We start from the raw sequence: 24895 nt of genomic DNA on the forward strand, positions 1-24895 counted from the left end.
AAAAAATTAGTGCAAATTCAAATTTAGAGGTAATTCGACAGAAAAATCGGAGATAAAATAGAATGGAAAAACGCTCAGGGTTTAGGAGATTGATAAAAAGCAGAAAATCCTTGAAAAAGCCAATAAAAAAGGGGCTTGACAGCAAGCCGCAAAAATGGTAAAATATTTCACACATTGGCGAACATGGACAATGTCCCAACTTAAAAGCAGTATAACACAATGGAAATTAAAGTTCAACAGATTTTTGGTATCCGATTGATTTTTGGTTGAATTTGCCTATTTTACTAGGTAAACTGAACTGTTTTATGATTTATGGGGGGTTGTTTTTTGTTCAATATATACGAGGGTGAGGCTTTTTTTGGCCTAATACTCAATGGTAAGGATTAGAATTTCTTAAAGAAAGAGGCTTTTGTCATGGCCGCTGATCAAAGGCGGAGCAGGCAAAGGTCTAGCTTTGTTTAAGCAGTTCTAAATTTTTTGTGTCCAGACAGGGGGATAACCCTTTTTCGCTTGCTTGTATGGAAGCGGTGTTTATGTCGATGCAATCATTATTTCGAGAGGTGACAAGATGGAAAAAAACAGAATTCATGCACTCCGTTTGGGCGACACAACCAGATTGAGCTATTCCAGAATCAATGAGGTTTTGGAAATGCCCAATTTGATTGAAGTGCAGAAAAACAGCTACCAGTGGTTTTTAAGTGAGGGGCTGAAGGAAGTATTTGAGGATGTTTCTCCAATTACAGACTTTAGCGGCAATCTTGTATTGGAGTTCATTGATTTTTCACTGGATTCCGAACCTAAATTCTCCATTGAAGAATGTAAAGAGCGGGATGCAACCTTTGCGGCAGCCCTCAAGGTGAAGGCAAGACTTTACAATAGAGAAATGGATGAATTAAAGGAACAGGAAATTTTTATGGGGGATTTCCCTTTGATGACCGAAACCGGTACCTTTATTATTAATGGTGCGGAACGTGTTATTGTTAGCCAGCTTGTTCGTTCTCCCGGCATTTACTATGCTTCTGATTATGATAAGGTCGGCAAAAAGCTGATCTCTGCCACTGTAATCCCCAATAGAGGTGCGTGGCTGGAATATGAAACAGATTCCAATGATGTTTTTTATGTTCGTGTGGATCGTACCAGAAAGGTACCCGTTACTGTTTTGATTCGCGCAATGGGTATTGGTTCAGATGCTGAAATTCTCGAAATGTTTGGTGAAGAGCCTAAAATTTTGGCTACCCTGGAAAAAGATATTTCCAAGAACCATGAAGAAGGCTTAATTGAAATTTATAAGAAACTTCGTCCCGGTGAGCCTCCTACTGTAGAGAGCTCCAAGTCCTTGTTGGATGGTATGTTCTTTGATCCTAAGCGTTATGATTTGGCGAAGGTTGGACGCTACAAATTCAATAAGAAACTTGCTTTGAAAAACCGCATTCGTGGTGCAAAGCTTGCGCAAAATATTGTTGACCCTATGACAGGTGAAGTGGTTGCCGAGGCAGGTACTATTTTAACAATGGATATGTGTGAAGAAATTCAGAACACAGGTGTCCGCAGCGTATATGTTGAAGTTGAAGATAGAACACTGAAGGTTTTAAGCAATCAGGCTGTTGAAATTGATGGCTACATTGAAGAGTTTGGTTTGAAGGCAGAGGATTTAGGCATCAGAGAAATGGTGTACTATCCGTTATTGATGCGCATTCTGGAAGAATATCAAAGCCCAGAAGAAGTGGCAGCTGCAATTAAGGAAAACATTCATGAATTGATTCCAAAGCATATTACATTGGAAGATATCTTTGCATCTATTAACTATGTATTACATTTGGATTATGCATATGGAAATGTGGATGATATTGACCACTTGGGCAACAGACGTATTCGCTCCGTTGGCGAATTGCTGCAAAACCAATTCCGTATCGGTCTTTCCAGAATGGAGAGAGTGGTAAGGGAAAGAATGACAACCCAAGATTTAGCTGTAGTTACACCACAGGCGCTGGTAAACGTTCGTCCTGTAACTGCTGCCATTAAAGAGTTCTTCGGCAGCTCTCAGTTATCTCAGTTTATGGATCAGAATAACCCTCTATCCGAATTGACACATAAGCGTCGTCTGTCCGCATTGGGACCCGGTGGTTTGTCAAGAGAAAGAGCGGGCTTCGAGGTTCGAGACGTTCACCATTCTCATTATGGTAGAATGTGCCCCATTGAGACACCAGAAGGCCCTAACATCGGTTTGATTAATACCCTTGCTACCTTTGCAAGAATTAACGAGTATGGTTTCATTGAAGCACCTTACAGAAAGGTGGACAACAGCGGTGATGAACCTCGTGTTACAGAGGAATTTATATATGTAACTGCTGATGAGGAAGAAAACTATAACGTTGCTCAGGCCAATGAACCTTTGGATGATGATGGTCACTTTGTTCACAAAAAGGTAACCGGTCGTCACAAAGAGGAAATTATCGAGGTTGACCAAAATCAGATTCACTTGATGGACGTTTCTCCCAAGCAGATGGTTTCTGTTGCGACAGCTCTGATTCCTTTCTTGGAAAATGACGATGCGAACCGTGCGCTGATGGGCTCTAACATGCAGCGTCAGGCTGTGCCTTTGATGGTGACAGATTCTCCTATTGTTGGTACAGGTATGGAATATAAAACCGCAAAGGACTCAGGTATTTGTGTTATCGCAAAAAATGGCGGTGTGGTTGAGAGAATTTCTGCAGATGAAATTGTTGTACGCAATGATGCATCTCAAAGAGACAGATACAAAATGGTAAAATATCAAAGAAGTAACCAGAGCACTTGCTTAAACCAGAAGCCTATTATCAATGTTGGCGACAGGGTGGAGCCGGGCATGATTATTGCCGATGGAGCATCCACATGTCAGGGTGAGTTGGCATTGGGTAAAAACCCCCTTATCGGATTTATGACATGGGAAGGTTACAACTACGAGGATGCTGTTTTGCTCAGCGAAAGATTGGTTCAGGAAGATGTTTATACCTCTGTTCATATCAGTGAATTTGAAGCTGACGCCAGAGACACGAAGCTGGGACCTGAAGAAATCACAAGAGATATTCCCAACGTTGGTGATGATGCTCTGAAAGATTTGGATGAAAGAGGTATCGTTCGTATTGGTGCTGAAGTTCGCCCTAACGATATTTTGGTTGGTAAAGTAACACCTAAGGGTGAAACAGAACTGACTGCAGAAGAAAGACTTCTTCGCGCGATTTTTGGAGAGAAGGCAAGAGAGGTTAGAGATACCTCCCTGCGTGTACCTCACGGTGAAACAGGTATTATTGTGGACGTGAAAATCTTTACAAGAGAAAACGGCGACGATGTAGGCCCCGGTGTAAACCAGCTGGTTCGTGTTTATATTGCCCAAAAGAGAAAAATTTCTGTTGGTGATAAAATGGCGGGTCGTCATGGTAACAAGGGTGTTGTTTCCCGCGTGCTCCCTGTGGAAGATATGCCTTTCCTGCCAAATGGCAGACCTTTGGATATCGTTTTGAATCCTCTGGGTATTCCTTCTCGTATGAATATTGGTCAGGTATTGGAAACCCACCTTTCCTTAGCGGCAAAGGCTTTGGGCTGGAAAATCAGCACACCAGTATTTGATGGTGCAAACGAGATTGATATTATGGATACGTTGGAAATGGCCAACGACTATGTAAATACAAGCTGGGATGAATTCTCCGATAAATGGAAGCCTTTATTGCAAGGTGACGTGCTTGATGAGCTTTATGCAAATAGAGATCACAGAGAAGAGTGGAAGGGTGTTGCCCTTTCCAGAGACGGTAAAGTTTCCTTGCGTGACGGTCGTACCGGTGAATTTTTCGATAACCGTGTAACCATCGGTTTCATGCATTATTTGAAACTCCACCATTTGGTTGATGATAAGATTCATGCTCGTTCCACAGGCCCTTACTCCTTAGTTACACAGCAGCCTTTGGGTGGTAAGGCACAGTTTGGCGGTCAGCGTTTCGGTGAAATGGAAGTTTGGGCGCTGGAAGCATACGGCGCGGCTTATACTCTTCAGGAAATCTTGACTGTGAAATCTGACGATATTGTTGGTCGTGTTAAGACTTACGAATCTATTGTTAAGGGTGAAAATATCCCTGAACCCGGCGTGCCTGAATCCTTCAAGGTATTGCTGAAGGAATTGCAGTCCTTAGCGTTGGATATTCGTGTGTTGCGTGAAGACCAAACCGAGGTTGAGATCAAAGAATCCATTGAGGAAGTGGATGATCTGAATGTCAATATTGATGGGTTTGATCCAGAAGAACAAGACTATCGTCGTCCAAGACCTTTGACAGCGGAAGAGGAATTGGTTGACTTCCTCTTTGACGGCGAAGAAGGCGTTGAAGGAGAAGTGGAAACTGAAACCGATGATTTGGTTGAGGAAGAGTTCGAAGAAGACCTGCTGGAAGACGAATTTTTGGATGAGGAGTAAGAAAGGAGAACACAGCCATGAATGCACAGAAAAATGAACAGGGAATCGTATTTGATTCCATTAAGATTGGTTTGGCGTCTCCCGAAAAAATCCGTGAGTGGTCAAGAGGCGAGGTTAAAAAACCTGAAACAATTAACTACAGAACATTAAAGCCTGAAAAGGATGGTCTTTTTTGTGAGAGAATTTTCGGACCTACTAAGGACTGGGAATGCCACTGTGGTAAATATAAGAGAATTCGTTACAAAGGCGTTATTTGCGATCGCTGTGGTGTTGAGGTTACCAAGGCGAAGGTAAGACGTGAAAGAATGGGCCATATCGAATTGGCGGCTCCTGTTTCTCATATCTGGTACTTCAAGGGTATCCCCTCCAGAATGGGTTTAATTCTTGCTATGAGCCCCAGAGCTTTGGAGAAAATTTTGTATTTTGCTTCCTACGTTGTGCTGGATGCGGGCAACACAGAGTTGCAGTATAAGCAGCTTTTGAGCGAAAGAGAGTACAGAGAGGCATATGATAAATTTGGCAACACCTTTGTTGCTGCCATGGGTGCGGAAGCAGTAAAGCAATTGTTGATGGATATTGATTTGGAAAAGGAATCTGTTGAGCTGAAAAGGGACTTGGAAACCACAGCAGGACAGAAGAGAGTTCGTATTATCAAAAAGCTGGAGGTAATTGAAAGCTTCAGAATTTCCGGAAACAAACCAGAATGGATGATTTTGGATGTTATTCCTGTCATTCCTCCTGATATCAGACCTATGGTTCAGCTGGATGGTGGTCGTTTTGCTACAAGTGACTTGAACGATTTGTATAGACGTGTAATTAACAGAAATAACCGTTTGAAGAGACTTTTGGATTTGGGTGCACCTGATATTATTGTTAGAAACGAAAAGAGAATGCTGCAAGAAGCGGTGGATGCTTTGATTGACAACGGCAGACGTGGCAGACCTGTAACAGGTCCCGGTAACCGTGCATTGAAATCTCTTTCCGATATGCTCAAAGGTAAGCAGGGTCGTTTCCGCCAGAATCTTTTGGGTAAGCGTGTTGACTACTCAGGTCGTTCCGTTATCGTTGTTGGCCCTGAATTGAAAATTTTCCAGTGCGGCTTGCCAAAGGAAATGGCTATCGAATTGTTTAAGCCTTTCGTTATGAAAAAGCTGGTGGAAGATGGCTTGGCTCACAACATCAAATCTGCAAAACGAATGGTAGAAAGATTGCAAACTGAGGTTTGGGATATACTGGAGGATGTTATCAAAGAGCATCCTGTTATGTTGAACCGTGCCCCAACATTGCATAGATTGGGAATTCAGGCTTTTGAGCCTGTTTTGGTAGAAGGCCGTGCAATTAAGCTGCATCCTTTGGTATGTACCGCTTATAATGCCGATTTCGATGGTGACCAGATGGCTGTTCACGTTCCTCTTTCTGTAGAGGCTCAGGCAGAATGCCGTTTCTTACTGCTTTCTCCAAACAACCTCTTGAAGCCTTCTGATGGTGCTCCAGTTACAGTGCCTTCTCAGGATATGATTTTGGGTATGTATTATCTGACACTGGAAAGAGAAGATTTGAATGCCCGTTATGAAGAAGATTTACTGGATGGGGCAGGTAATGTAATAAAGGCTAAGGGCGATTTGATTATGAAGGCCTTTAAGGATGAAAAAGAAGCAATGCTTGCTTACGATAATCATCAAATTACGTTGCATGAAGCCATTCGTGTGAAGAAAGTATTAACCTTTAGCGGTGTAAAAGAAGCTCGTATGGTTCGTACGACTGTGGGTAGAATTATTTTCAATGAAGCAATCCCTCAGATTTTAGGTTATGTGGATAGAACCGACGAGGCAGATAAGTTCCGTTATGAAATCGACTTCTTGGTAGATAAAAAGCAGATTGGTAAAATCATCAACAGATGTATCAATCGTTGTGGTTCCACTGAAACAGCGGCGGTTTTAGATAAGATTAAATCCTTGGGTTACAAGTTCTCCACAAAAGCAGCTTTAACCGTATCCGTATCTGATATGGAAATTCCTAAGGAAAAACCTGCATTCTTGGCTGAGGCAGAAGAAAAGGTTGAATTGATTACCAGAAAGTTCAGACGTGGTTTGATGACCGACGAAGAACGTCATAATAAGGTTATTGAAGCTTGGAATATTGCCAACGAGAAAATTACTGTGGCTTTGTTGGCTGGTCTGGGTAAATATAACAACATTTATATGATGGCAAACTCTGGTGCCCGTGGTTCCAACAGCCAGATTAAACAGTTGGCTGGTATGCGTGGTTTGATGGCGAACCCCTCTGGTGGTATCATCGAATTGCCTATCAAGTCTAACTTCCGTGAAGGCTTATCTGTATTGGAGTACTTTATCTCCGCCCATGGTGCGAGAAAGGGCTTGACAGATACAGCGCTTAGAACAGCCGATTCCGGTTACTTGACTCGTCGTTTGGTAGACGTTTCTCAGGATATTATTATTCGTGAATGGGATTGTTGTGAAGACAATGATAGGGAAGCACCTGGTTTATGGGTATCCGCATTCATGGATGGTAATGAAATGATTGAAGGCTTACAGGAAAGAATCCGTGGCAGATGGTCTGTTTTGGATATCATTCATCCTGAAACAGGTGATTTGATTGTTCCTCAGGATACTATGATTACCTTTGACCAAGCAGAACAGGTGGAAAAAGCAGGCATTAAGAAGGTATTAATCCGTACTGTATTGACTTGCCGTTCTAATATCGGTATTTGCGCTAAGTGTTATGGTGCCAATATGGCCAGCGGCAGATATGTACGTATCGGTGAATCCGTTGGTATTATTGCGGCGCAGTCCATCGGTGAGCCTGGTACACAGTTGACCATGCGTACGTTCCATACCGGTGGTATTGCAGGGGATGACATCACCCAGGGTCTCCCTCGTGTCGAGGAATTATTTGAGGCAAGAAAGCCTAAGGGTCTTGCAATTATTGCAGAATTCGGCGGTCGCATTACCTTAAAGGATACAAAGAAAAAGAGAGAAGTTACCATTGAAAGCCGTGAAACAGGAGAAATTAAGGACTATTTAATTCCTTATGGTTCCAGAATTAAGGTTTATGATGGTGACATGGTTGAAGCCGGTGATGAAATCACAGAAGGTAGTGTAAACCCTCACGATATCTTGAAAATTAAAGGTCTGCGCGGCGTTCAGGATTATATGATTCAGGAAGTTCAGCGTGTATACCGCTTGCAGGGTGTAGAAATCAACGATAAGCATATTGAGGTTATTGTGCGTCAGATGCTGAAGCGTGTAAAAATCGAAGAAAACGGCGATACTGAATTCTTACCCGGCAGCTTGGTTGACTGGCTTGTTTTTGAGAATACCAATGCTGCATTGGAAGCAGAAGGAAAGACTCCTGCCAACGGTGCCCGTGTCCTTCTGGGTATCACGAAGGCTTCCTTGGCAACAGACTCCTTCTTGTCTGCGGCATCCTTCCAGGAAACAACTAGAGTTCTTACGGAAGCTGCAATCAAGGGCAAGATTGATCCATTGATTGGTCTGAAGGAAAATGTTATTATTGGTAAACTGATTCCAGCAGGAACAGGTATGCCTAGATACCGCAATATAGAAATTCAACCTGATGGTGGCGAAAGCGATTATTCAGATGATGAAATCTATATGGATGACGAAGATATGATTTAATAAATTTCTGAAAAGCCCCGCCTTTTGGCGGGGCTTTTCTAATAGCTATAAAAAGTAGAATATGCAATTAGTTTAAAATATTTAAGTAAATGATGAATTTATATAATAAGTATTTAATCCCTAGAACATAGATATTTCAGGTGATAAATGAAAATAATGTCGAATTATTAAGGTTGACTTATAAATTAAGCGTGGAGATAATGAATTTGTCTATGTTTAGCGTTTCGATATAATGACCACGGTCATTTCTGAGAAATTAACCTCAAATAATGTGAAATAGGAGGGATAACTTGAAGCTGCAAAATATAATTATGCTAATTTTGCTTGAAGTAATTGCGTTTTCCAACTCTACAATATTACATATAATAAACAATTATGTACGCCGTCATTTTGCGATTTGGCCATTAATGGTCTATACCATTTTGGTATATATCATGTTTGGTGGATTCATTTGTGTATTGGCAAACTGGATGGGCAACTCAAATAAGAAAGTATCATTTTTTTTATTGGTTATAAACATAATTGCATTATTTGTTTTCTATCGAATACCATTTGCATTTCCACCACTTCCCCTCATGCTCATAGGCTATTTTTTCGTCAACTTCATTCAGAATGTGATAGTGCATAAGAATTCAGGAAATAGTGATGCAGAATCAAAAATCTAGGTTAGAATAAATGACATACAATAGGGTGAGAGAGGATTTGTTTTTTGTAACTGAAAACACATCCTCTTATTTGCGACTAGAAATAAAAGAGCAGATAACCTTTATCCTAAGAAAGAAACATAAGGAAAACAGCCAAATGGAAAACAACAACCGTAGTATAGATATATATTAATAATATTTAAAAAAGCATTGACTCTTACCCTTCGTGATAGATTATGCTAAAGGTAAAGATGAGATGAAATAAATAATCAGCTCTTATCTTAAATCACAGAAGGGAGGATAAATTATGAGAACTGTAAAACAGGTTTCTTCATTGACGGGGGTTAGCGTCAGAACACTCCAATTCTATGATGAAATTGGTTTATTTAAACCAACGGAGGTCACTGATGCCGGATACAGATTATATGATGATGCTTCATTGGAAATTTTACAGCAAATATTGTTTTTTAAAGAACTGGATTTTACTTTGAAAGAAATAAAAGAAATCATGGATAATTCCAAATTTGATAAAAGTGAAGCTTTCAAAAAACAAAGGGTATTTATTGAAATGAAAAGAGATCGGTTGAACGGATTACTAATTCTATTGGAAAAATTGGAGAAAGGAGAGCATGTAATGAGTTTTGAAAAATTTGATATGGATGATTATTTTAAAGCATTAGATGAGTTTAAAAAGGCTTATATCAATGAAATTGTGAACAAATATGGTTGCACAGAGACATTTGATGAGATGGTGAATGAGCTGAAATCAAACGAATCCCAACTTTCCCAACATGCAATTAAACAGTACGGAAGCCTTGAGAAGTTTACCGAAGTTTCCAAAAAGAATTTAGAAAAATTCCTACAGATTAATGCAGAGGCAGTTGACGTAGAAGAATCGATTAAAAAAACAGATTACCTTACCAGAAAGCTAACGGAGGATTTATGCAAAGATGTCTATAGTGAAGAGATTCAAAAAAAGGTTGGCAAACTCATTGACTGGTGTGATGAAAGCAATAATGGACTGAATTTAGGGGAGAATTATTGGCCTTTGATGGTGGATAACTACCTTACCAATCCTATATTTATAAATGTCAACGATAAAAAATACGGAGAAGGTGCATCTGCGTTCATTGGAAAAGCCGTGAAAGCCTATTTTAGCTAAGACGTTGCAACTTCAATGTTTCATTATTCTGTCAGACATTTTAATATATTTGTAAAGGTACCTCACTTGCTGGAAAGTGGGGTACTTCTTTTTTCATAGAATGGTTATTCTATATCTGTGTACCCTGTCAGAAGGATGAGCGAACTAAAAATATGCTTATTTCTCCTATATATATCATTGCTAGATTTTCTGGGTATACTTTGAACAGCTGTAGGGCTGACATTGATAAGTTGTACGATCTGGCTAAGAGTTGGCGCAGGCAGAAAATGTTAAGAGGAGTCCCTTCTCTATCTGGATTGCCATGTGAAAAATGTATTGACAAATGACAATGCATCCCATAGAATTAAACTGACATTCAGTCTAATAGGAGGCGATGACATGCGGATCATTAAAGATGCCGATGTGCGTAAAAATGAGATACTAGACGCCGCCGAGGAGCTGTTCAACGTAAACGGCTTTGACGGTACAACAATCAGTGCGATTATAGAAAAAGCGGGAATTGCAAGAGGGACAGTATATTATCATTTTAAGTCAAAAGAAGATGTTTTGGATGCGCTCATCGAGCGACATTGCGAAAGACTTTTAGAAGATGCAAAACAGATTGCTAAGAATAGAAATATTCCGGTTATGAAACGATTAATTCAAACGTTAATGGCCATGAATGGTGATAAAGAGGGAACGCCAGGGGTTCTTACCCAACAGATGCATAGACCACAGAATGCTTTAATGCATCAGAAAACACATCAAACCATGCTGGAAGGCATACCCCCTATCCTGATGGATATTATTGAAGATGGGATGAAAGAGGGGATATTTCATACACCTTATCCTTATGAGAGCTTGGAAATGGTAGTAGCTCATGTGAACACCGTGTTTGATGACTATTCTGAAAAGCTTACTGGTGAGGAATTATTAAAAAGAATCAGAGCTTTTATCTTTAATCTGGAACGACTTTTTGGGGCTGAGCCGGGGTGTTTTGACAGTGTAATCACGTTGTTTCATATGGATGAGAATGATGCTTAGTCATTATTTCAAACAAATGATTCTAAAGTTTGTGTTTCATAGGGTTTTGCATAACAATTGGCAAGACGTGTTCTTTTTTGGATTAGGCAACTTAGAATTGAGGTGAAATATGTATCGAAAACTAATTTTAAATGATATGAGGAAAAGCAAGCTTATCACCATTACTATTACCGTATTTATTTTGTTAGCGACAATGCTCACTTCCATGGCGGCAATACTTTCTGTGAGCCTTTTTTCTTCTATTGAAGGTATGATGGAAAATGCTAAGACACCTCACTTTTTGCAGATGCATTCCGGTGAGATAGATCTGCAGCAACTTTCAAATTTTGTAAATAAGCAGGAAAATATTAAAGATTTTCAAGTTACGTCCTTTTTGAATATAGAAGGGTCTGAGATAATTATCGGCGAGAATTCTCTAGCTGGTTCTATACAAGATAATGGTCTTTCTATGCAAAGTCAACAATTTGACTTTCTTCTCAATCTTGATGGAGAGATTATCAAACCCGGTAAAGGAGAGATTTATGTACCCATCTATTATATGAAAAGTGGTCAGGTACACATGGGGGACAGCATAGTGATTCATGGTGTACATTTTACGGTCGCCGGGTTTGTGCGGGATTCCCAAATGAATGCTTCAATGATTTCCTCAAAACGTTTTCTTGTGAACCAAGCTGACTTTAATCTGGTTAGGAATTTTGGGAAGCTGGAATATCTCATAGAGTTTCGCTTTGCTGATCCTTCTGATGCTTCTGCTTTTGAAGCGTTATATCTTTCTGAGGGTATGCCGTCAAATGGTCCACCTCCTATTACCTATTCCTTGTTCAAAATGGCAAACGCCATTGATGATGGCATTATGATTGCAGTGTTAATACTGGTCAGCATACTTGTAATCATTGTAAGTTTCTTGTGTATCCGATTCACACTGCTGGCAAAAATAGAAGAGGATTACCGAGAAATCGGTGTGCTGAAAGCAATTGGCCTTAGAACACACAGCATTCGGCAGTTGTATCTGGCTAAATATGGTGCCCTTGGAGGAATTGCCTGCATTGGAGGCTTTGTACTTTCCTTGTTTGCAAAAGAGCCTTTCTTAGCAAATATGCGTTTATATATGGGGGAGACCGGTGGCTCTGAACTGGGTTTGTTGTTTGGTATGCTCAGTGTCTTCATTATCTTTTTCGTTGTGATACTGTATGTGAATGGGGTTTTACGCCGTTTCAAAAAAATTTCTGCTGCTGAGGCCATTCGTTTCGGCGCACCACAGGAAAAATCAAAAGTGGCTAGAGGATTTCGGCTGTCTGGCATTGGGGTGCTTTCACCCAATATATTTCTTGGGCTTAAGGATGTTTTGATACGCAAAAAGCTTTATGTTACAATGCTTCTGGTATTGGTTATCTCCTGCTTTTTGATAATAGTGCCACAGAATATCTACAATACGATTTCTCAGCGGAACTTCATGACCTATATGGGCATAGGTGAATGTGATATGAGAATGGATATTCAGCAAAAGGATAATATTGGTATAAGAACTGAAGAGATCGCAAGCTTTATGGCAAAGGATTCAGAGATAGAAGCGTACACCGTACTAACAAGCTATATGTTTGATATGCCTAAGGCGGATGGCACTTTGGGGAAGCTTAAGGTGGAGCTGGGAGACCATTCTATTTTTCCAATCAAGTATTCGTCCGGCAGGGCACCAAAGAATGAATCTGAGATTGCTATATCTCGATTTGTTGCCGATGATTTGAATATAGGTATCAATGATTCCATTACACTGATTGTTGATGGACGAGAAAAAGCCCTTACCATATGCGGTATATATTCGGATATTACAAATGGCGGCAAAACTGCAAAGTCTATTTTTCAAACGAAGGAAGGCAAGATCCTTTGGAGCATTATTCCGGTGAGGCTCCATGGAGGGGTGGCTGCTTCCGAAAAAGTAGCTGTGTACAAGGAGCAGTTTTCTTATGCAAAGGTGGCGGATATTGATGAGTATGTCAAACAGTCATTTGGAGGAATTATTGATGCAGTACAAAAGGTTTCCTATGCAGCCATTGCGATTGCTATTATGCTCATCATGCTTGTGACGGTTCTTTTTATGAAAATGCTTCTGACAAAGGAACGATATTCTATTGCTGTAATGAAATCACTGGGATTTAAAACATCTGAAATTCGTATCCAGTATTTGGCTAGAGCGTACGCTGTATTGATTTTGGGTATATTGATTGGCACAATTTTGGCAAACACATTGGGAGAACTTTTGGGCGCTGGGCTGATTGCATCCTTCGGTGCATCCTCATTCCGTTTTGTGATTAATCCTGTGTATGCATATCTATTTTCACCGATTCTTATGGCGGCTAGTGTAGGGATTGCAACACGGCTAGGCATCTCGGGTATTTCCTCATTTAAAATACCGGATTATATTAAGGAGTAGGCTTATGAAGAAAATAATCAGTGGAAAAAGCATTGTTAAGACCTATGGTAAAGGACAGGAAAAGGCAAATGCTTTAAATAATGTGGATATAGAAATAGCAGCTGGAGAATTTGTAGGGGTGATGGGGCCGTCGGGCTGCGGGAAATCAACACTGCTTTTTGCTTTGAGTGGCACTGACACCATTGATAGTGGAGAGATTGAATTTGAGGGTCAAGCGTTATCACAATTAAACGAGAATGCCCTTGCTGATATGCGCAGGACAAAGATGGGCTTTGTATTTCAGCAGCCTACCATGCTTAAAAATTTGAATATTCTTGATAATATCATTCTTCCCAGCTTACAAAACAACAAAAAAGATGCTAAAAACTTAATAGCAAAAGCAAAAAAACTACTGAAAGATACAGGTCTATCCAATTTAGAGAATAGAGGCATCAACGAAATATCTGGTGGACAGCTACAGCGTGCTGGCATTTGCCGTGCACTAATGAACGACCCTCAAATTTTGTTTGCAGATGAACCCACTGGTGCTCTTAACTCCAAATCTTCAGAAGAAATTATGGAGTTGTTTTCAGACATTCATAAAAAAGGGACTGCTATTATGCTGGTAACCCATGATGCAAAGGTGGCGTCTAGGGCAGAAAGAGTTTTGTTTATGAAAGACGGTAAAATTGAATCTCAGCTTTTCTTAGGAAAGTATGATGGGATTAACATGGAGAGCAGAATAAATCAAATAGTATTAAAAATGCGAGATTTTAATATTTAGGTATCTCACTCAATAATAATATTGAGGAAGTGTGTTTGAAAGGGATTTCCTATAATATAGCTTGATATTGCTAAAATAAATAATACAACTTCCTTACTGTAACGCTGTTTCAAATGGAGCAGTCGTTATCTCTTATTCTACGATAAGGGGGTACGATAATAGAAACCATTTCCATAAGGCGTTTATGAAACCGGTGACTTTTCTAGCTTCAAAATAAAAATTTTTCTTATTTTAAAAGACATTTTCCTGCAAAAATAGAAAATGATGTTTAAAGAATGGGAAAAATGGTTAGCTTTTCAGAAAAACCTTGACTTTTGAGAATCCGGATGATAGAATTTCCTAGTGTCTACAACTATGGGCTTTTCTAAGCGTGCCTGTATTTGTACACCTAAAAGGCAAAATTATTGCAAGAGCAGATCGTATTTATTTTTATAAGGAGGTGCAATTAATGCCTACGTTTAATCAGTTAGTAAGAAAAGGCAGAAAGACTATTGAGAAAAAATCAACAGCACCCGCTTTGCAGAAAGGCTTGAACTCTCTGCAGAAGAAAGCAACAGATGTTTCTTCTCCTCAGAAACGTGGTGTATGTACAGCAGTTAAGACTTCCACACCTAAGAAGCCTAACTCCGCGCTCAGAAAGATCGCCAGAGTTCGTCTTTCCAATGGTATTGAAGTAACAGCTTATATCCCTGGTGAAGGCCACAACCTTCAGGAGCATAGCGTTGTTTTGATCAGAGGCGGTAGAGTAAAGGACCTTCCCGGTGTGCGTTATCACATCGTCAGAGGTACATTGGATACAGCAGGTGTTGCGAAGAGAATGCAGGCTAGATCCAAATACGGCGCAAAACGCCCCAAAGCAGGCAAAACAGCAGCAAAGAAGTAATAATATAGAAGAAATGAGAAATGCCTTATACAGATCAATACAATCTGCGATTGCTTAGACGAGATATACATTGAATGTTAAGGCATGAAAACACAGGTATCATGCCTGTGAAGTACCGAGAATATGATTATTCATTAAGGAGGGAAGAATCGTGCCAAGAAAAGGACATGTTGCGAAAAGAGAGGTTTTAGCAGACCCTGTTTACAATAGCAAACTTGTAACAAAGCTTATCAACAGCATTATGCTGGATGGTAAGAAAGGTGTTGCTGAAAAGATCGTTTATGGTGCATTCGACAAAGTAGCAGAAAAGACAGGTAAAGAAGCTTTAGAGGCTTTCGAAGAAGCTTTGGGCAATATCATGCCTGTATTGGAAGTTAAAGCACGCCGTGTAGGTGGTGCAACTTACCAGGTTCCTATGGAGGTTAGACCTGAAAGACGCCAGACTCTGGGTCTTCGCTGGTTAACCATTTATTCCAGAAAACGTGGCGAAAAGACCATGGTTGACCGTTTGGCCAACGAGCTCATCGATGCATTAAGCAATGCAGGTGGCGCTTGCAAGAAGAAAGACGAAACACACAAAATGGCAGATGCAAACAAAGCGTTCTCCCATTTCAAGTGGTAATAAATTGGAATGGATACGAAAGGTTTTGGAAATACTATTCTTTGGGCGCATTTTTTATAAGATGTGCCTAAACCCTTTCGTTTGGTTTTTGGTTTATTGAAGTATAACAAAGGAGGAGTAAAGCGTGGCAAACAGAGAATACCCGCTTGCTAGAACCAGAAATATTGGTATCATGGCACATATTGACGCTGGTAAGACCACTCTTACAGAGCGTATTCTGTTCTATACCGGCCGTAACTACAAAATCGGCGATACCCACGAAGGTACTGCAACCATGGACTGGATGGAGCAGGAACAGGAAAGAGGTATTACAATTACCTCCGCTGCAACAACTTGTCATTGGAACGAAAACAGAATCAACATTATTGATACACCTGGACACGTTGACTTTACAGTAGAAGTAGAACGTTCCCTGCGTGTATTAGATGGTGCAGTTTGTGTTTTGGATGCAAAGGGCGGCGTTGAACCTCAGACAGAAACAGTTTGGAGACAGGCTGATAACTACATGGTACCTCGTATGATTTTCGTTAATAAAATGGATATCATGGGTGCTGATTTCTTGGGTTCTATGAAGTCTATCGTAGACAGACTGGGTTGCCATCCAGTAGCTGTTACTCTGCCTATTGGTGCAGAGAACGATTTCAAAGGCATCATTGATCTGATGAAGATGAAAGCCTACTTCTATGAAAATGCAACAGGTACAGAAGTAGATGAAGAAGAAATTCCTGCTGATTACAGAGATTTAGCAGAAGAGCACAGAGCAATTATGGTTGAAACTATCTGCGAAACAGACGAAGAGTTGATGGAGAAGTTCTTTGCTGAGGAAGAAATTTCCGAAGAAGAACTCAAGGTTGCACTGCGTAAGGCTTGTATCGCTTGCGAGTTGGTGCCTGTTATGTGTGGTTCTGCATACAGAAATAAAGGTGTTCAGAAGCTTCTGGATGGCGTTATTGATTATATGCCAGCACCCACTGACATTGCTTCAATCAAGGGTATTGACCCTGACACAGGGGAAGAAATTGAAAGACATTCTTCCGATGAAGAACCCTTCTCTGCTTTGGCATTTAAAATTATGAATGACCCCTTCGTAGGTAAGTTGGCATTCTTCCGTGTGTACTCCGGTACGTTGGATTCCGGCACATATGTTTACAACTCTACAAAGGGTAAAAAAGAACGTGTTGGCCGTATCCTGCAGATGCATGCTAACCATAGAGAAGAAATCGACAAGGTTTATTCTGGTGATATTGCAGCAGCTGTTGGCTTCAAGTTGACAACAACAGGTGATACAATTTGTCATGAGGATAACGAAGTTATTTTGGAATCCATGGTATTCCCTGAACCCGTTATCGAAGTTGCGATTGAACCTAAAACAAAAGCAGGCAGAGATAAAATGGGTATTGCATTGGCAAAATTGGCTGAAGAAGATCCCACATTTAAGACCTACACAAACCCTGAAACTGGACAGACAATCATTGCAGGTATGGGCGAGCTGCACTTGGAAATCATCGTTGACCGTCTCTTAAGAGAATTCAAGGTTGAAGCAAACGTTGGTGCTCCTCAGGTATCCTATAAGGAGACCTTCCGTAAGGCTGTTGATGTTGAAGGTAAATTCGTACGTCAGTCCGGCGGTCGTGGTCAGTATGGTCATTGTAAGGTTCGTTTCTATCCTATTGGTACAGATGCAGAACACAATTATGAATTTGTAAATGCAACAGTTGGTGGTTCTATTCCTAAGGAATATATCCCCGCAATTGATAAAGGTATTCAGCAGGCAATGCAGAGCGGTATCTTAGGCGGCTACCCAGTTTTGGGTGTTAAGGCAGAAGTTTACGATGGTTCTTACCATGACGTTGACTCCTCTGAAACAGCTTATCAGGTAGCAGGTTCCATGGCTTTCAAGGAAGCTATGAGAAAAGGTGACGCAGTTCTTCTTGAGCCTATCATGAAGGTTACAGTAACTGTACCTGAGGACTATATGGGCGACGTTATCGGTGATATTAACTCTCGTCGTGGTCGTATTGATGGTATGGAAGCTAGATCTAACGCACAGATCATTCACTCCTTCGTGCCTTTGGCTGAGATGTTCGGTTACTCCACAGACCTTCGCTCCAAAACACAGGGTCGTGGTAACTATGTAATGGAAGTAGACCATTATGAACCTTGCCCTAAATCCGTTCAGGAGAAGGTTTTGGAAGGTAAAAAACAGTAATAAAATCAGTGATATATCAAGATTGATTTCGATTAGAAAAAGTACCAAAATATCCATTGTGTGGCTATTTTAGTATTGCAAAAATAAGGGAAGTCTAATATAATTGTAGTCGATAGGTGCATTCCAGTAAATGCGCTAAACTCAATAGATTTCCACAAACCTAAAGGAGGATAATTTAAAATGGCAAAGCAGAAATTTGAAAGAACCAAACCTCATGTAAATATTGGTACAATCGGTCACGTTGACCACGGCAAAACAACTCTTACAGCAGCGATTACAAAGACACTGTTCGAAAGATACAAACTGGGACAAGAAGTTGCTTTTGATAATATCGATAAGGCTCCCGAAGAAAGAGAACGTGGTATCACAATTTCCACATCTCACGTTGAATATGAAACACCTGTTAGACACTACGCTCACGTTGACTGCCCTGGACATGCTGACTATGTAAAGAACATGATCACAGGTGCTGCTCAGATGGACGGTGCTATCCTTGTTGTTGCTGCAACTGATGGTCCTATGGCTCAGACAAGAGAGCACATTTTGCTTTCCCGTCAGGTAGGCGTTCCCTACATTGTTGTATTTATGAACAAGTGCGACATGGTAGATGACGAAGAACTTCTTGACTTGGTTGAAATGGAAATCAGAGACCTTCTTTCCGAGTATGAATTCCCCGGTGATGATATTCCTATCATCAGAGGTTCTGCTTTACAGGCTCTTCAGGATCCTGCTGGCCCTTGGGGCGACAAGATCGTTGATTTGTTCAACGAAATCGAAGGCTATATCCCTAACCCTAAGCGTGATGTAGACAAGCCTTTCTTGATGCCTGTCGAAGACGTATTCTCCATCACTGGCCGTGGTACTGTTGCAACTGGTAGAGTTGAAAGCGGTATTGTTAAGGTTCAGGAAGAAGTTGAAATCGTTGGTTTGGCTGAAGAAACAAGAAAAGTTGTTGTAACTGGCGTTGAAATGTTCCGTAAACTTTTGGATCAGGCTGAAGCTGGCGATAACATCGGTGTTCTTCTTCGTGGTGTTCAGAGAACAGATATCGAAAGAGGACAGGTATTGGCTAAACCCGGTTCCATTACACCTCACACAAAGTTCAAAGCTCAGGTTTACGTTTTGAGCAAAGAAGAAGGCGGCCGTCATACTCCTTTCTTCAACAACTACAGACCTCAGTTCTACTTCAGAACAACTGACGTTACAGGCGTTATCTCTTTGCCCGCTGGTATTGAAATGTGTATGCCTGGCGACAACGTAGAAATGCAGATTGAATTGATCACTCCCGTAGCTATGGCTCAGGGTCTTCGTTTCGCTATCCGTGAAGGTGGTAGAACAGTAGGCGCTGGTTCCGTAGTAGAAATTATGGAGTAAGATTCATTTGAATGGTATTGGTGTGCTTTTCTCTTAGGAGAATAAGGCAACAAGTGTGTCTTTAGGCCACAACCTTCAATGAATACAGGGCGTAAGCCCAATAGCAAAAGAATTTTTATCCTTTGTTTTTAAGGGTATTTAGAAAGTGCACCCCGAATATTTAATATTTGGTGGTGCACTTTTTTATTGCTCATTTATCTGAATAAGCTTTCTGTACTCCAGGCAATAAAAAGCCATTTAGGCTTTGCAATAAAAGGATGAAATGTAGCAAAAAAGTGGTTTTAGTTCAATTTCAATTATTGTATGGGTGCTTTTGTATTACATCTTAAGGAGTTTTAAGTAATCGCCCTTTAGGGGAGGAGCTATTCCCATTAAAGGTCTTTGATAAAAAAAGATATAGGAATAGGGGTTACGCCAGTTTGGCTGTTAAGAATAATAAGAGATAAAAGCTAAAAAACATTACTGTGAAGCCCTTGATTTTGAGGAGTTACAGTTGCTTTTTAAAGGTAGATTTGTATAGGGATTATATGGATTTTAACATTTTTTTCGTAAAGATTATACAAAGTGTGTGGTTTTTACTTCCCATGGCATAGACTTTTCATTTTTCGGAATACTAATATCAGGAAAATTTGAAAAGGGAGAGGATTTTGTGAACGGATGGAACGTTTTGACCATAGTGCAAATACTGTTTTTTGGAATGGGAGCCTATTATTTCTTTACAAGAGTTCGAAAAAAGCAATTAAAAGGTGAATTTTCACCAGCTGAAAATACCAGACAAATGGAAGAGCTGGATGGTATGCGACAGCAAAAGTTGACCGTCCCTTTGGCAGAACAGACACGTCCAAAGGATTTGGCAGAAATTATAGGTCAGGAAAAGGCGATTAAAGCGCTAAGGGCGGCTCTGTGCGGACCTAATCCCCAGCACATTTTAATGTACGGACCACCGGGAGTGGGAAAAACTGCTGCCGCTCGTTTAATCTTGGAGGAGGCAAAGAAAAAAGAGGAAAGTCCATTTTCTGAAAAAGCCAAGTTTGTGGAGATAGATGCGACTACCCTTCAATTTGACGAAAGAAATATTGCTGATCCTCTAATGGGTTCTGTGCATGATCCCATTTATCAAGGGGCAGGGGTATTTGGGCAAATGGGTGTGCCACAGCCTCGTCCCGGTGCCATTTGTGAGGCCAATGGCGGGGTGCTGTTTATTGATGAAATTGGTGAGCTCCATCCTGTTCAAATGAATAAGCTTTTAAAGGTCTTAGAGGATAGAATCGCTCGTTTTCAAAGCAGTTATTATAACAGAGAAAACAAAAATATTCCGCCTTATATTCACGAGATGTTTCAAAAGGGAATTCCTGCTGATTTCCGATTGGTAGGCGCAACCACAAGAAGCCCTGCGGATATCCCTCCTGCCCTGAGATCTCGCTGTACGGAGATTTTTTTTGAAGGCTTGGATGAAAAGGCAGTGGAACAAATTGCCAGAAACAGCTTAAATAGAGGTGGCTTTCCCTATGAAGAGGGACTGAGTAAAAAAATCGCATGCTATGCCAGAGGGGGCCGAGATACGGTAAATATCGTTCAATCCTTAACATCCTTGGCGGCTATGGAAGGAAACAGAAAAATTACGTTTGCTGATATGGAATGGGTGGCGGAAACGGGGAGGTATCAACCGATTTTGCGTAGAAAAGTAAGTAAGAAGGCTCAAATTGGGGTAGTCAATGGAATGGCTGTGCAAGGTGGTGGCGGTGGTGCACTTCTGGCGATTGAGGCAACTGTTTTAAAAGCTGAAAAAGGCCTGCTGACAGTAACAGGTATTGTGGAAGAAGAGGAGATAAAAGGCAGACAGCGTTCCAGTCGACGGAAAAGTAATGCTCGTAGCTCCGCAGAAAATGTACTCACTGTTTTGGAGAAGTACGGATTCAAAAAGGATGAGTATCAAGTGCATATTAATTTCCCCGGAGGAACGCCTGTGGATGGTCCGTCGGCAGGAGTTGCTATGTTTTTAGCAGTGTATTCTGCTTTTACTGGTGCCCCTGTAGATGGGGAAATTGCAATGACAGGGGAGATTGGGCTGAGAGGACAAGTATTACCTGTTGGTGGGGTTTCGGATAAACTTGCCGCAGCAGAGGAGGCAGGCGTAAAAAGAGCCTTTATTCCAAAGGAAAATTGGAGGGAGGCTTTTACAAAGTTGAATCTTTCTGTAGAAGCATTAGAAAATGTGGATGAGCTTTTAGAAAAAATATTCCGAAAAGACGAAAATAATGGGTTTGTGGACCAAAGCGGAATTTTGACAGCCCAAGAGGGGAATTCATGGTAAGTTTGGTGAAAAGTCACTTGGTTATTTGACCGAAGCGATAATTTAGGGTATAATATGTAAAGTTTTAGCGGAGAACCTCGAATTTAAGCGGTTTGTTTTATTTGGATTTCAATAGGTGCCTATTTCTATAAGAAGTAGGTACCTATAGATAAATTGGAAAAAAAGACAGTTGTTTTTTTGTAAGTGTTGATAAATTTTGATTAGAGAGTTTTTCATTTTCAAGATTGAAAGAAATGAAGGACTTATATTTTTATTTGGATTTCCGCTTATTTTAAAAGCAGAATATACTACCCTAGATAAGGTTAAAAAACAGAGGTGAAAGAATGGAGAAAAAAGAAACAATTAAAATACCAATTATTGCTTTAAGGGGATTAACGGTTTTTCCCCATATGGCAATTAGCTTTCCTGTCAACAGGACCAGGTCTTTAGATTCCGTTGCTGAAGCGGAGAAAAATGGTGGTCAAGTATTTTTAGCTACACAAATCAACCCTCAAACACCCAATCCTGAGCAAGAGGATTTATATACAATCGGCACCCTATGTGTAATAAAGCAGGTACTTAAGCTTCCCGGCAACATGACCCATGTTATTGTAGAGGGAAAGGAAAGGGGTAGGCTGGAGAGTATTTGGACTAAGACTTCTTCTGATTATGCAGAAATAACACTCTTAGAACAAGATTTGCCGGAAGAGCCTGATGACTATTTGAAGGCTTACATGCGTGTTGCAATTCAGAATTATGAGGAATATACCAAATATGTGCCCAACAGTACCGCCACCGATCTTTTAAGCAGTGTAGAGGCAGCTTCAAAACCGGGAAAACTGGCAGATCTGATTGCGGCAGGGCTTGAAATTTCTTATGAGCGAAAGCAAAGAATTCTTGAAATGCTAAATCCCATGGAGCGGTTAGAAGCTGTTTTGGAGATTATGCAGAATGAAAAGGATATTTTAACAATTAAGAAAGAAATTGAGAGTAAAACAAAAACACGCATTGAGCAAAATCAGAGAGAATATTATCTTCGAGAGGAAATGAAGGTAATCCAAGAAGAATTAGGGGATAAGGATGGAGTTGGTGCTGACGCTGAGAAATACCGTAAGCAACTGAATGAAAAAAATCCACCTGAGATTGTAAGAACAGCAATTGAAAAAGAAATTACCAGAATGCTCCGTATCCCTGTTACCTCTCCTGAATCAAATGTGTCCAGAAATTATATCGAAACACTACTGAGCTTGCCTTGGATAGAAACAACCCAAGAGAGCTTTGATTTGTCAGAGGCAGAGCGGATTTTAAACGAAGACCATTATGGTTTGGAAAAAGTTAAGGAACGTATCTTAGAGTATTTGGCAGTGAGAAAAAATGTTCCTGAGGAGAGGCCTACAATACTTTGTTTGGTTGGACCTCCGGGAATTGGAAAAACGTCCATTGCCCGATCTGTTGCCAGAGCATTAGACCGCAAGTATATCAGAATGTCTCTAGGCGGCGTAAAGGATGAGGCAGAAATTAGAGGACACAGAAAGACTTATATTGGGGCAATGCCTGGTCGGATTATCAACGCTATGAAGCAAGCTGGCACAATTAATCCTTTGATGCTTTTGGATGAAATTGATAAGCTGGGTGTTTCCCATAACGGAGACCCAGCGGCAGCATTATTAGAGGTATTGGATGGGGAGCAAAACAGCACTTTCCGTGATCATTTCATAGAATTGCCCTATGATCTTTCAAAAGTACTTTTTATGTGTACCGCCAATAGTCTGGATACCATTCCAAAACCACTTTTAGATAGAATGGAAGTCATTTCATTGGGGAGCTATACCTCTCAGGAGAAACTGCACATTGCAAAGGAACATTTCATTGAAAAGCAGTGCAAACGAAATGGATTAAGTGCAGGACAAATTAAATTTAAAGATGATGCCTTAGAACAAATCATCGACGGCTACACAAGAGAGGCTGGCGTGAGACAGCTGGAGAGAGTAATCGGTGAGATTTGTCGAAAAACAGTAAAGAAGATTTTATCGGGTGAAGTAAAAAGTGTAACTGTTTCTGAGAAAACATTGGAAAGCATTTTAGGAAAAAGAAAATTTGGAAAAGACACAATTTACGTGAAACCTCAGGTTGGTATTGTTCGTGGCTTAGCGTGGACATCGGTGGGAGGAACCACTCTTTCCATAGAGGTGAATGCCATGGAAGGGGACGGGAAATTTAAGCTTACGGGAAACGTAGGCAAGGTGATGATGGAATCGGCGGAAGCCGCTATCAGCTATATCCGCTCTCAAGCCAAAACCTTTGGACTAGCACCTGATTTTTATAAAAAGAATGATATCCATATACATATCCCCGAAGGGGCAACGCCAAAGGATGGTCCTTCTGCGGGTATTACCATGGCCACAGCTATCCTTTCTGCTTTAATCAAAGAGAAAGTGCACCATGATGTTGCTATGACAGGAGAGGTTACCATTCGAGGCAGAGTACTACCCATTGGTGGACTACAGGAAAAGGTGCTTGCTGCAAAGAAGGTAGGCATAAAAACGGTGATTTTACCTTGGGAAAATGACAAGGACTTGACAGAAATCAATGACGAAATCAAAGATGGCATTGAATTTGTTTTGGCAAAAACAATGGAAGATGTATTAAAGGTTGCATTGGTGAAGGGAGCGGAGATATGGAAGTAAAAGAAACTTCTTTGGCGGCAATCGGAACAAATTTTTCTCACTATCCTGTGGATGGAAGGTTAGAAATTGCCTTTGCCGGCAAATCGAATGTAGGAAAATCTACCCTGATTAATGCCATGCTAGGCCGCAGAGCGTTGGCGAGAACCAGTTCACAGCCAGGCAAGACAAGAACAATCAATTTTTATGATGTGAATGGACAAATGTATATTGTGGATTTACCCGGATATGGTTATGCAAAAGCACCTAAAACGGAAATTGAAAAATGGGGCAAAATGATTGAAGAATATTTGGGCAAACGGGATGAACTCAAGGCCATTATTCTTTTACTGGATTTGCGTCATGAGCCGGGTAAAAATGATGTAATGATGTATGAATGGTTGAAGCATTACGGGTATGACATTATTATTGCGGCTACCAAATCAGATAAATTGAATCGTAGCCAGATTCCCAAGCAGTTATCTGTTATTCGCAAAGCGTTGAACCTTGGACCTGAGGATGTTTTGATTCCTTTTTCTGGAGAGAAAAAAACTGGTGTTGATGAGCTTTGGGCAGTGATAGAAAAATTTCTGTAGAATCAGGTTTTTATAAAAAACCATGGGCACTCCACTTTTGGTATTAAGATTGAATAAAGTAAGATAGGCTATTATAAAGACTTATTGAACCCCCATGGGAATGGGGGTTTAGTTATGCGTGCAATTGTCATT

14 protein-coding genes are annotated in these 24895 nt (G+C 40.6%); all 14 read left to right on the forward strand.

Features of this window, described 5'->3' with window-relative positions; genetic code table 11:
- The first annotated feature begins 568 nt into the window (after positions 1-568).
- Positions 569-4441 carry a DNA-directed RNA polymerase subunit beta gene (locus NE558_RS07700; protein ID WP_256149418.1) on the forward strand — a complete coding sequence of 1291 codons (3873 nt, stop codon included), beginning with the start codon at positions 569-571 and terminating at the stop codon, positions 4439-4441.
- Positions 4442-4458: 17 nt separating this feature from the next.
- Positions 4459-8100, forward strand: a complete 3642-nt coding sequence (gene rpoC / locus NE558_RS07705; protein WP_256149419.1) for a DNA-directed RNA polymerase subunit beta' — start codon at positions 4459-4461, stop codon at positions 8098-8100.
- Positions 8101-8390: 290 nt separating this feature from the next.
- Entirely contained in the window at positions 8391-8765 is a 375-nt protein-coding gene (locus NE558_RS07710) for a hypothetical protein (RefSeq protein ID WP_256149420.1), read from the forward strand.
- A gap of 286 nt (positions 8766-9051) precedes the next feature.
- The gene (locus NE558_RS07715) at positions 9052-9906 is read left to right on the forward strand and encodes a MerR family transcriptional regulator (protein ID WP_256149421.1); all 855 of its coding nucleotides are present in this window, start codon (positions 9052-9054) and stop codon (positions 9904-9906) included.
- Positions 9907-10284: 378 nt separating this feature from the next.
- Positions 10285-10929 (forward strand): TetR/AcrR family transcriptional regulator, encoded by a 645-nt coding sequence (locus tag NE558_RS07720; RefSeq protein ID WP_256149422.1) that lies wholly within the window; start codon positions 10285-10287, stop codon positions 10927-10929.
- Between the two features lie 109 nt (positions 10930-11038).
- Entirely contained in the window at positions 11039-13360 is a 2322-nt protein-coding gene (locus tag NE558_RS07725) for an ABC transporter permease (protein ID WP_256149423.1), read from the forward strand.
- 4 nt (positions 13361-13364) lie between these two features.
- On the forward strand, positions 13365-14123 hold the full coding sequence (locus NE558_RS07730) for an ABC transporter ATP-binding protein (RefSeq protein WP_256149424.1): 759 nt from the start codon (positions 13365-13367) through the stop codon (positions 14121-14123).
- 448 nt (positions 14124-14571) lie between these two features.
- Complete coding sequence (gene rpsL / locus NE558_RS07735) at positions 14572-15006, forward strand: 30S ribosomal protein S12 (RefSeq protein WP_256149425.1); 435 nt, start codon at positions 14572-14574, stop codon at positions 15004-15006.
- Between the two features lie 151 nt (positions 15007-15157).
- A complete protein-coding gene (gene rpsG, locus NE558_RS07740; protein WP_066052503.1) occupies positions 15158-15628 on the forward strand; it encodes a 30S ribosomal protein S7 in 471 nt (156 codons plus the stop codon).
- Between the two features lie 124 nt (positions 15629-15752).
- The gene (gene fusA / locus NE558_RS07745) at positions 15753-17837 is read left to right on the forward strand and encodes an elongation factor G (protein ID WP_256149426.1); all 2085 of its coding nucleotides are present in this window, start codon (positions 15753-15755) and stop codon (positions 17835-17837) included.
- Positions 17838-18017: 180 nt separating this feature from the next.
- Positions 18018-19211, forward strand: a complete 1194-nt coding sequence (tuf, locus tag NE558_RS07750) for an elongation factor Tu (RefSeq protein ID WP_256149428.1) — start codon at positions 18018-18020, stop codon at positions 19209-19211.
- Between the two features lie 649 nt (positions 19212-19860).
- Positions 19861-21525, forward strand: a complete 1665-nt coding sequence (gene lonB, locus NE558_RS07755) for an ATP-dependent protease LonB (protein ID WP_256149429.1) — start codon at positions 19861-19863, stop codon at positions 21523-21525.
- 323 nt (positions 21526-21848) lie between these two features.
- Complete coding sequence (gene lon / locus NE558_RS07760) at positions 21849-24191, forward strand: endopeptidase La (protein WP_256149430.1); 2343 nt, start codon at positions 21849-21851, stop codon at positions 24189-24191.
- Positions 24182-24763, forward strand: coding sequence for a ribosome biogenesis GTP-binding protein YihA/YsxC (yihA, locus tag NE558_RS07765; protein ID WP_256149431.1), 582 nt, complete (start codon positions 24182-24184; stop codon positions 24761-24763). Before lon ends, yihA begins: the two co-directional genes overlap by 10 nt.
- The last annotated feature ends 132 nt before the right edge of the window (positions 24764-24895 follow it).

The sequence above is a fragment of the Anaerotignum propionicum genome, from assembly GCF_024461735.1.
Taxonomy (GTDB): domain Bacteria; phylum Bacillota; class Clostridia; order Lachnospirales; family Anaerotignaceae; genus Chakrabartyella.

Excerpts from the sequence above, each read along its gene's own strand:
- NE558_RS07700 (WP_256149418.1), top strand. The coding sequence starts at position 569 with ATGGAAAAAAACAGAATTCATGCACTCCGTTTGGGCGACACAACCAGA.
- rpoC (WP_256149419.1), top strand. The coding sequence starts at position 4,459 with ATGAATGCACAGAAAAATGAACAGGGAATCGTATTTGATTCCATTAAG.
- NE558_RS07715 (WP_256149421.1), top strand. The coding sequence starts at position 9,052 with ATGAGAACTGTAAAACAGGTTTCTTCATTGACGGGGGTTAGCGTCAGA.
- NE558_RS07720 (WP_256149422.1), top strand. The coding sequence starts at position 10,285 with ATGCGGATCATTAAAGATGCCGATGTGCGTAAAAATGAGATACTAGAC.
- NE558_RS07725 (WP_256149423.1), top strand. The coding sequence starts at position 11,039 with ATGTATCGAAAACTAATTTTAAATGATATGAGGAAAAGCAAGCTTATC.
- NE558_RS07730 (WP_256149424.1), top strand. The coding sequence starts at position 13,365 with ATGAAGAAAATAATCAGTGGAAAAAGCATTGTTAAGACCTATGGTAAA.
- rpsL (WP_256149425.1), top strand. The coding sequence starts at position 14,572 with ATGCCTACGTTTAATCAGTTAGTAAGAAAAGGCAGAAAGACTATTGAG.
- tuf (WP_256149428.1), top strand. The coding sequence starts at position 18,018 with ATGGCAAAGCAGAAATTTGAAAGAACCAAACCTCATGTAAATATTGGT.
- lon (WP_256149430.1), top strand. The coding sequence starts at position 21,849 with ATGGAGAAAAAAGAAACAATTAAAATACCAATTATTGCTTTAAGGGGA.
- yihA (WP_256149431.1), top strand. The coding sequence starts at position 24,182 with ATGGAAGTAAAAGAAACTTCTTTGGCGGCAATCGGAACAAATTTTTCT.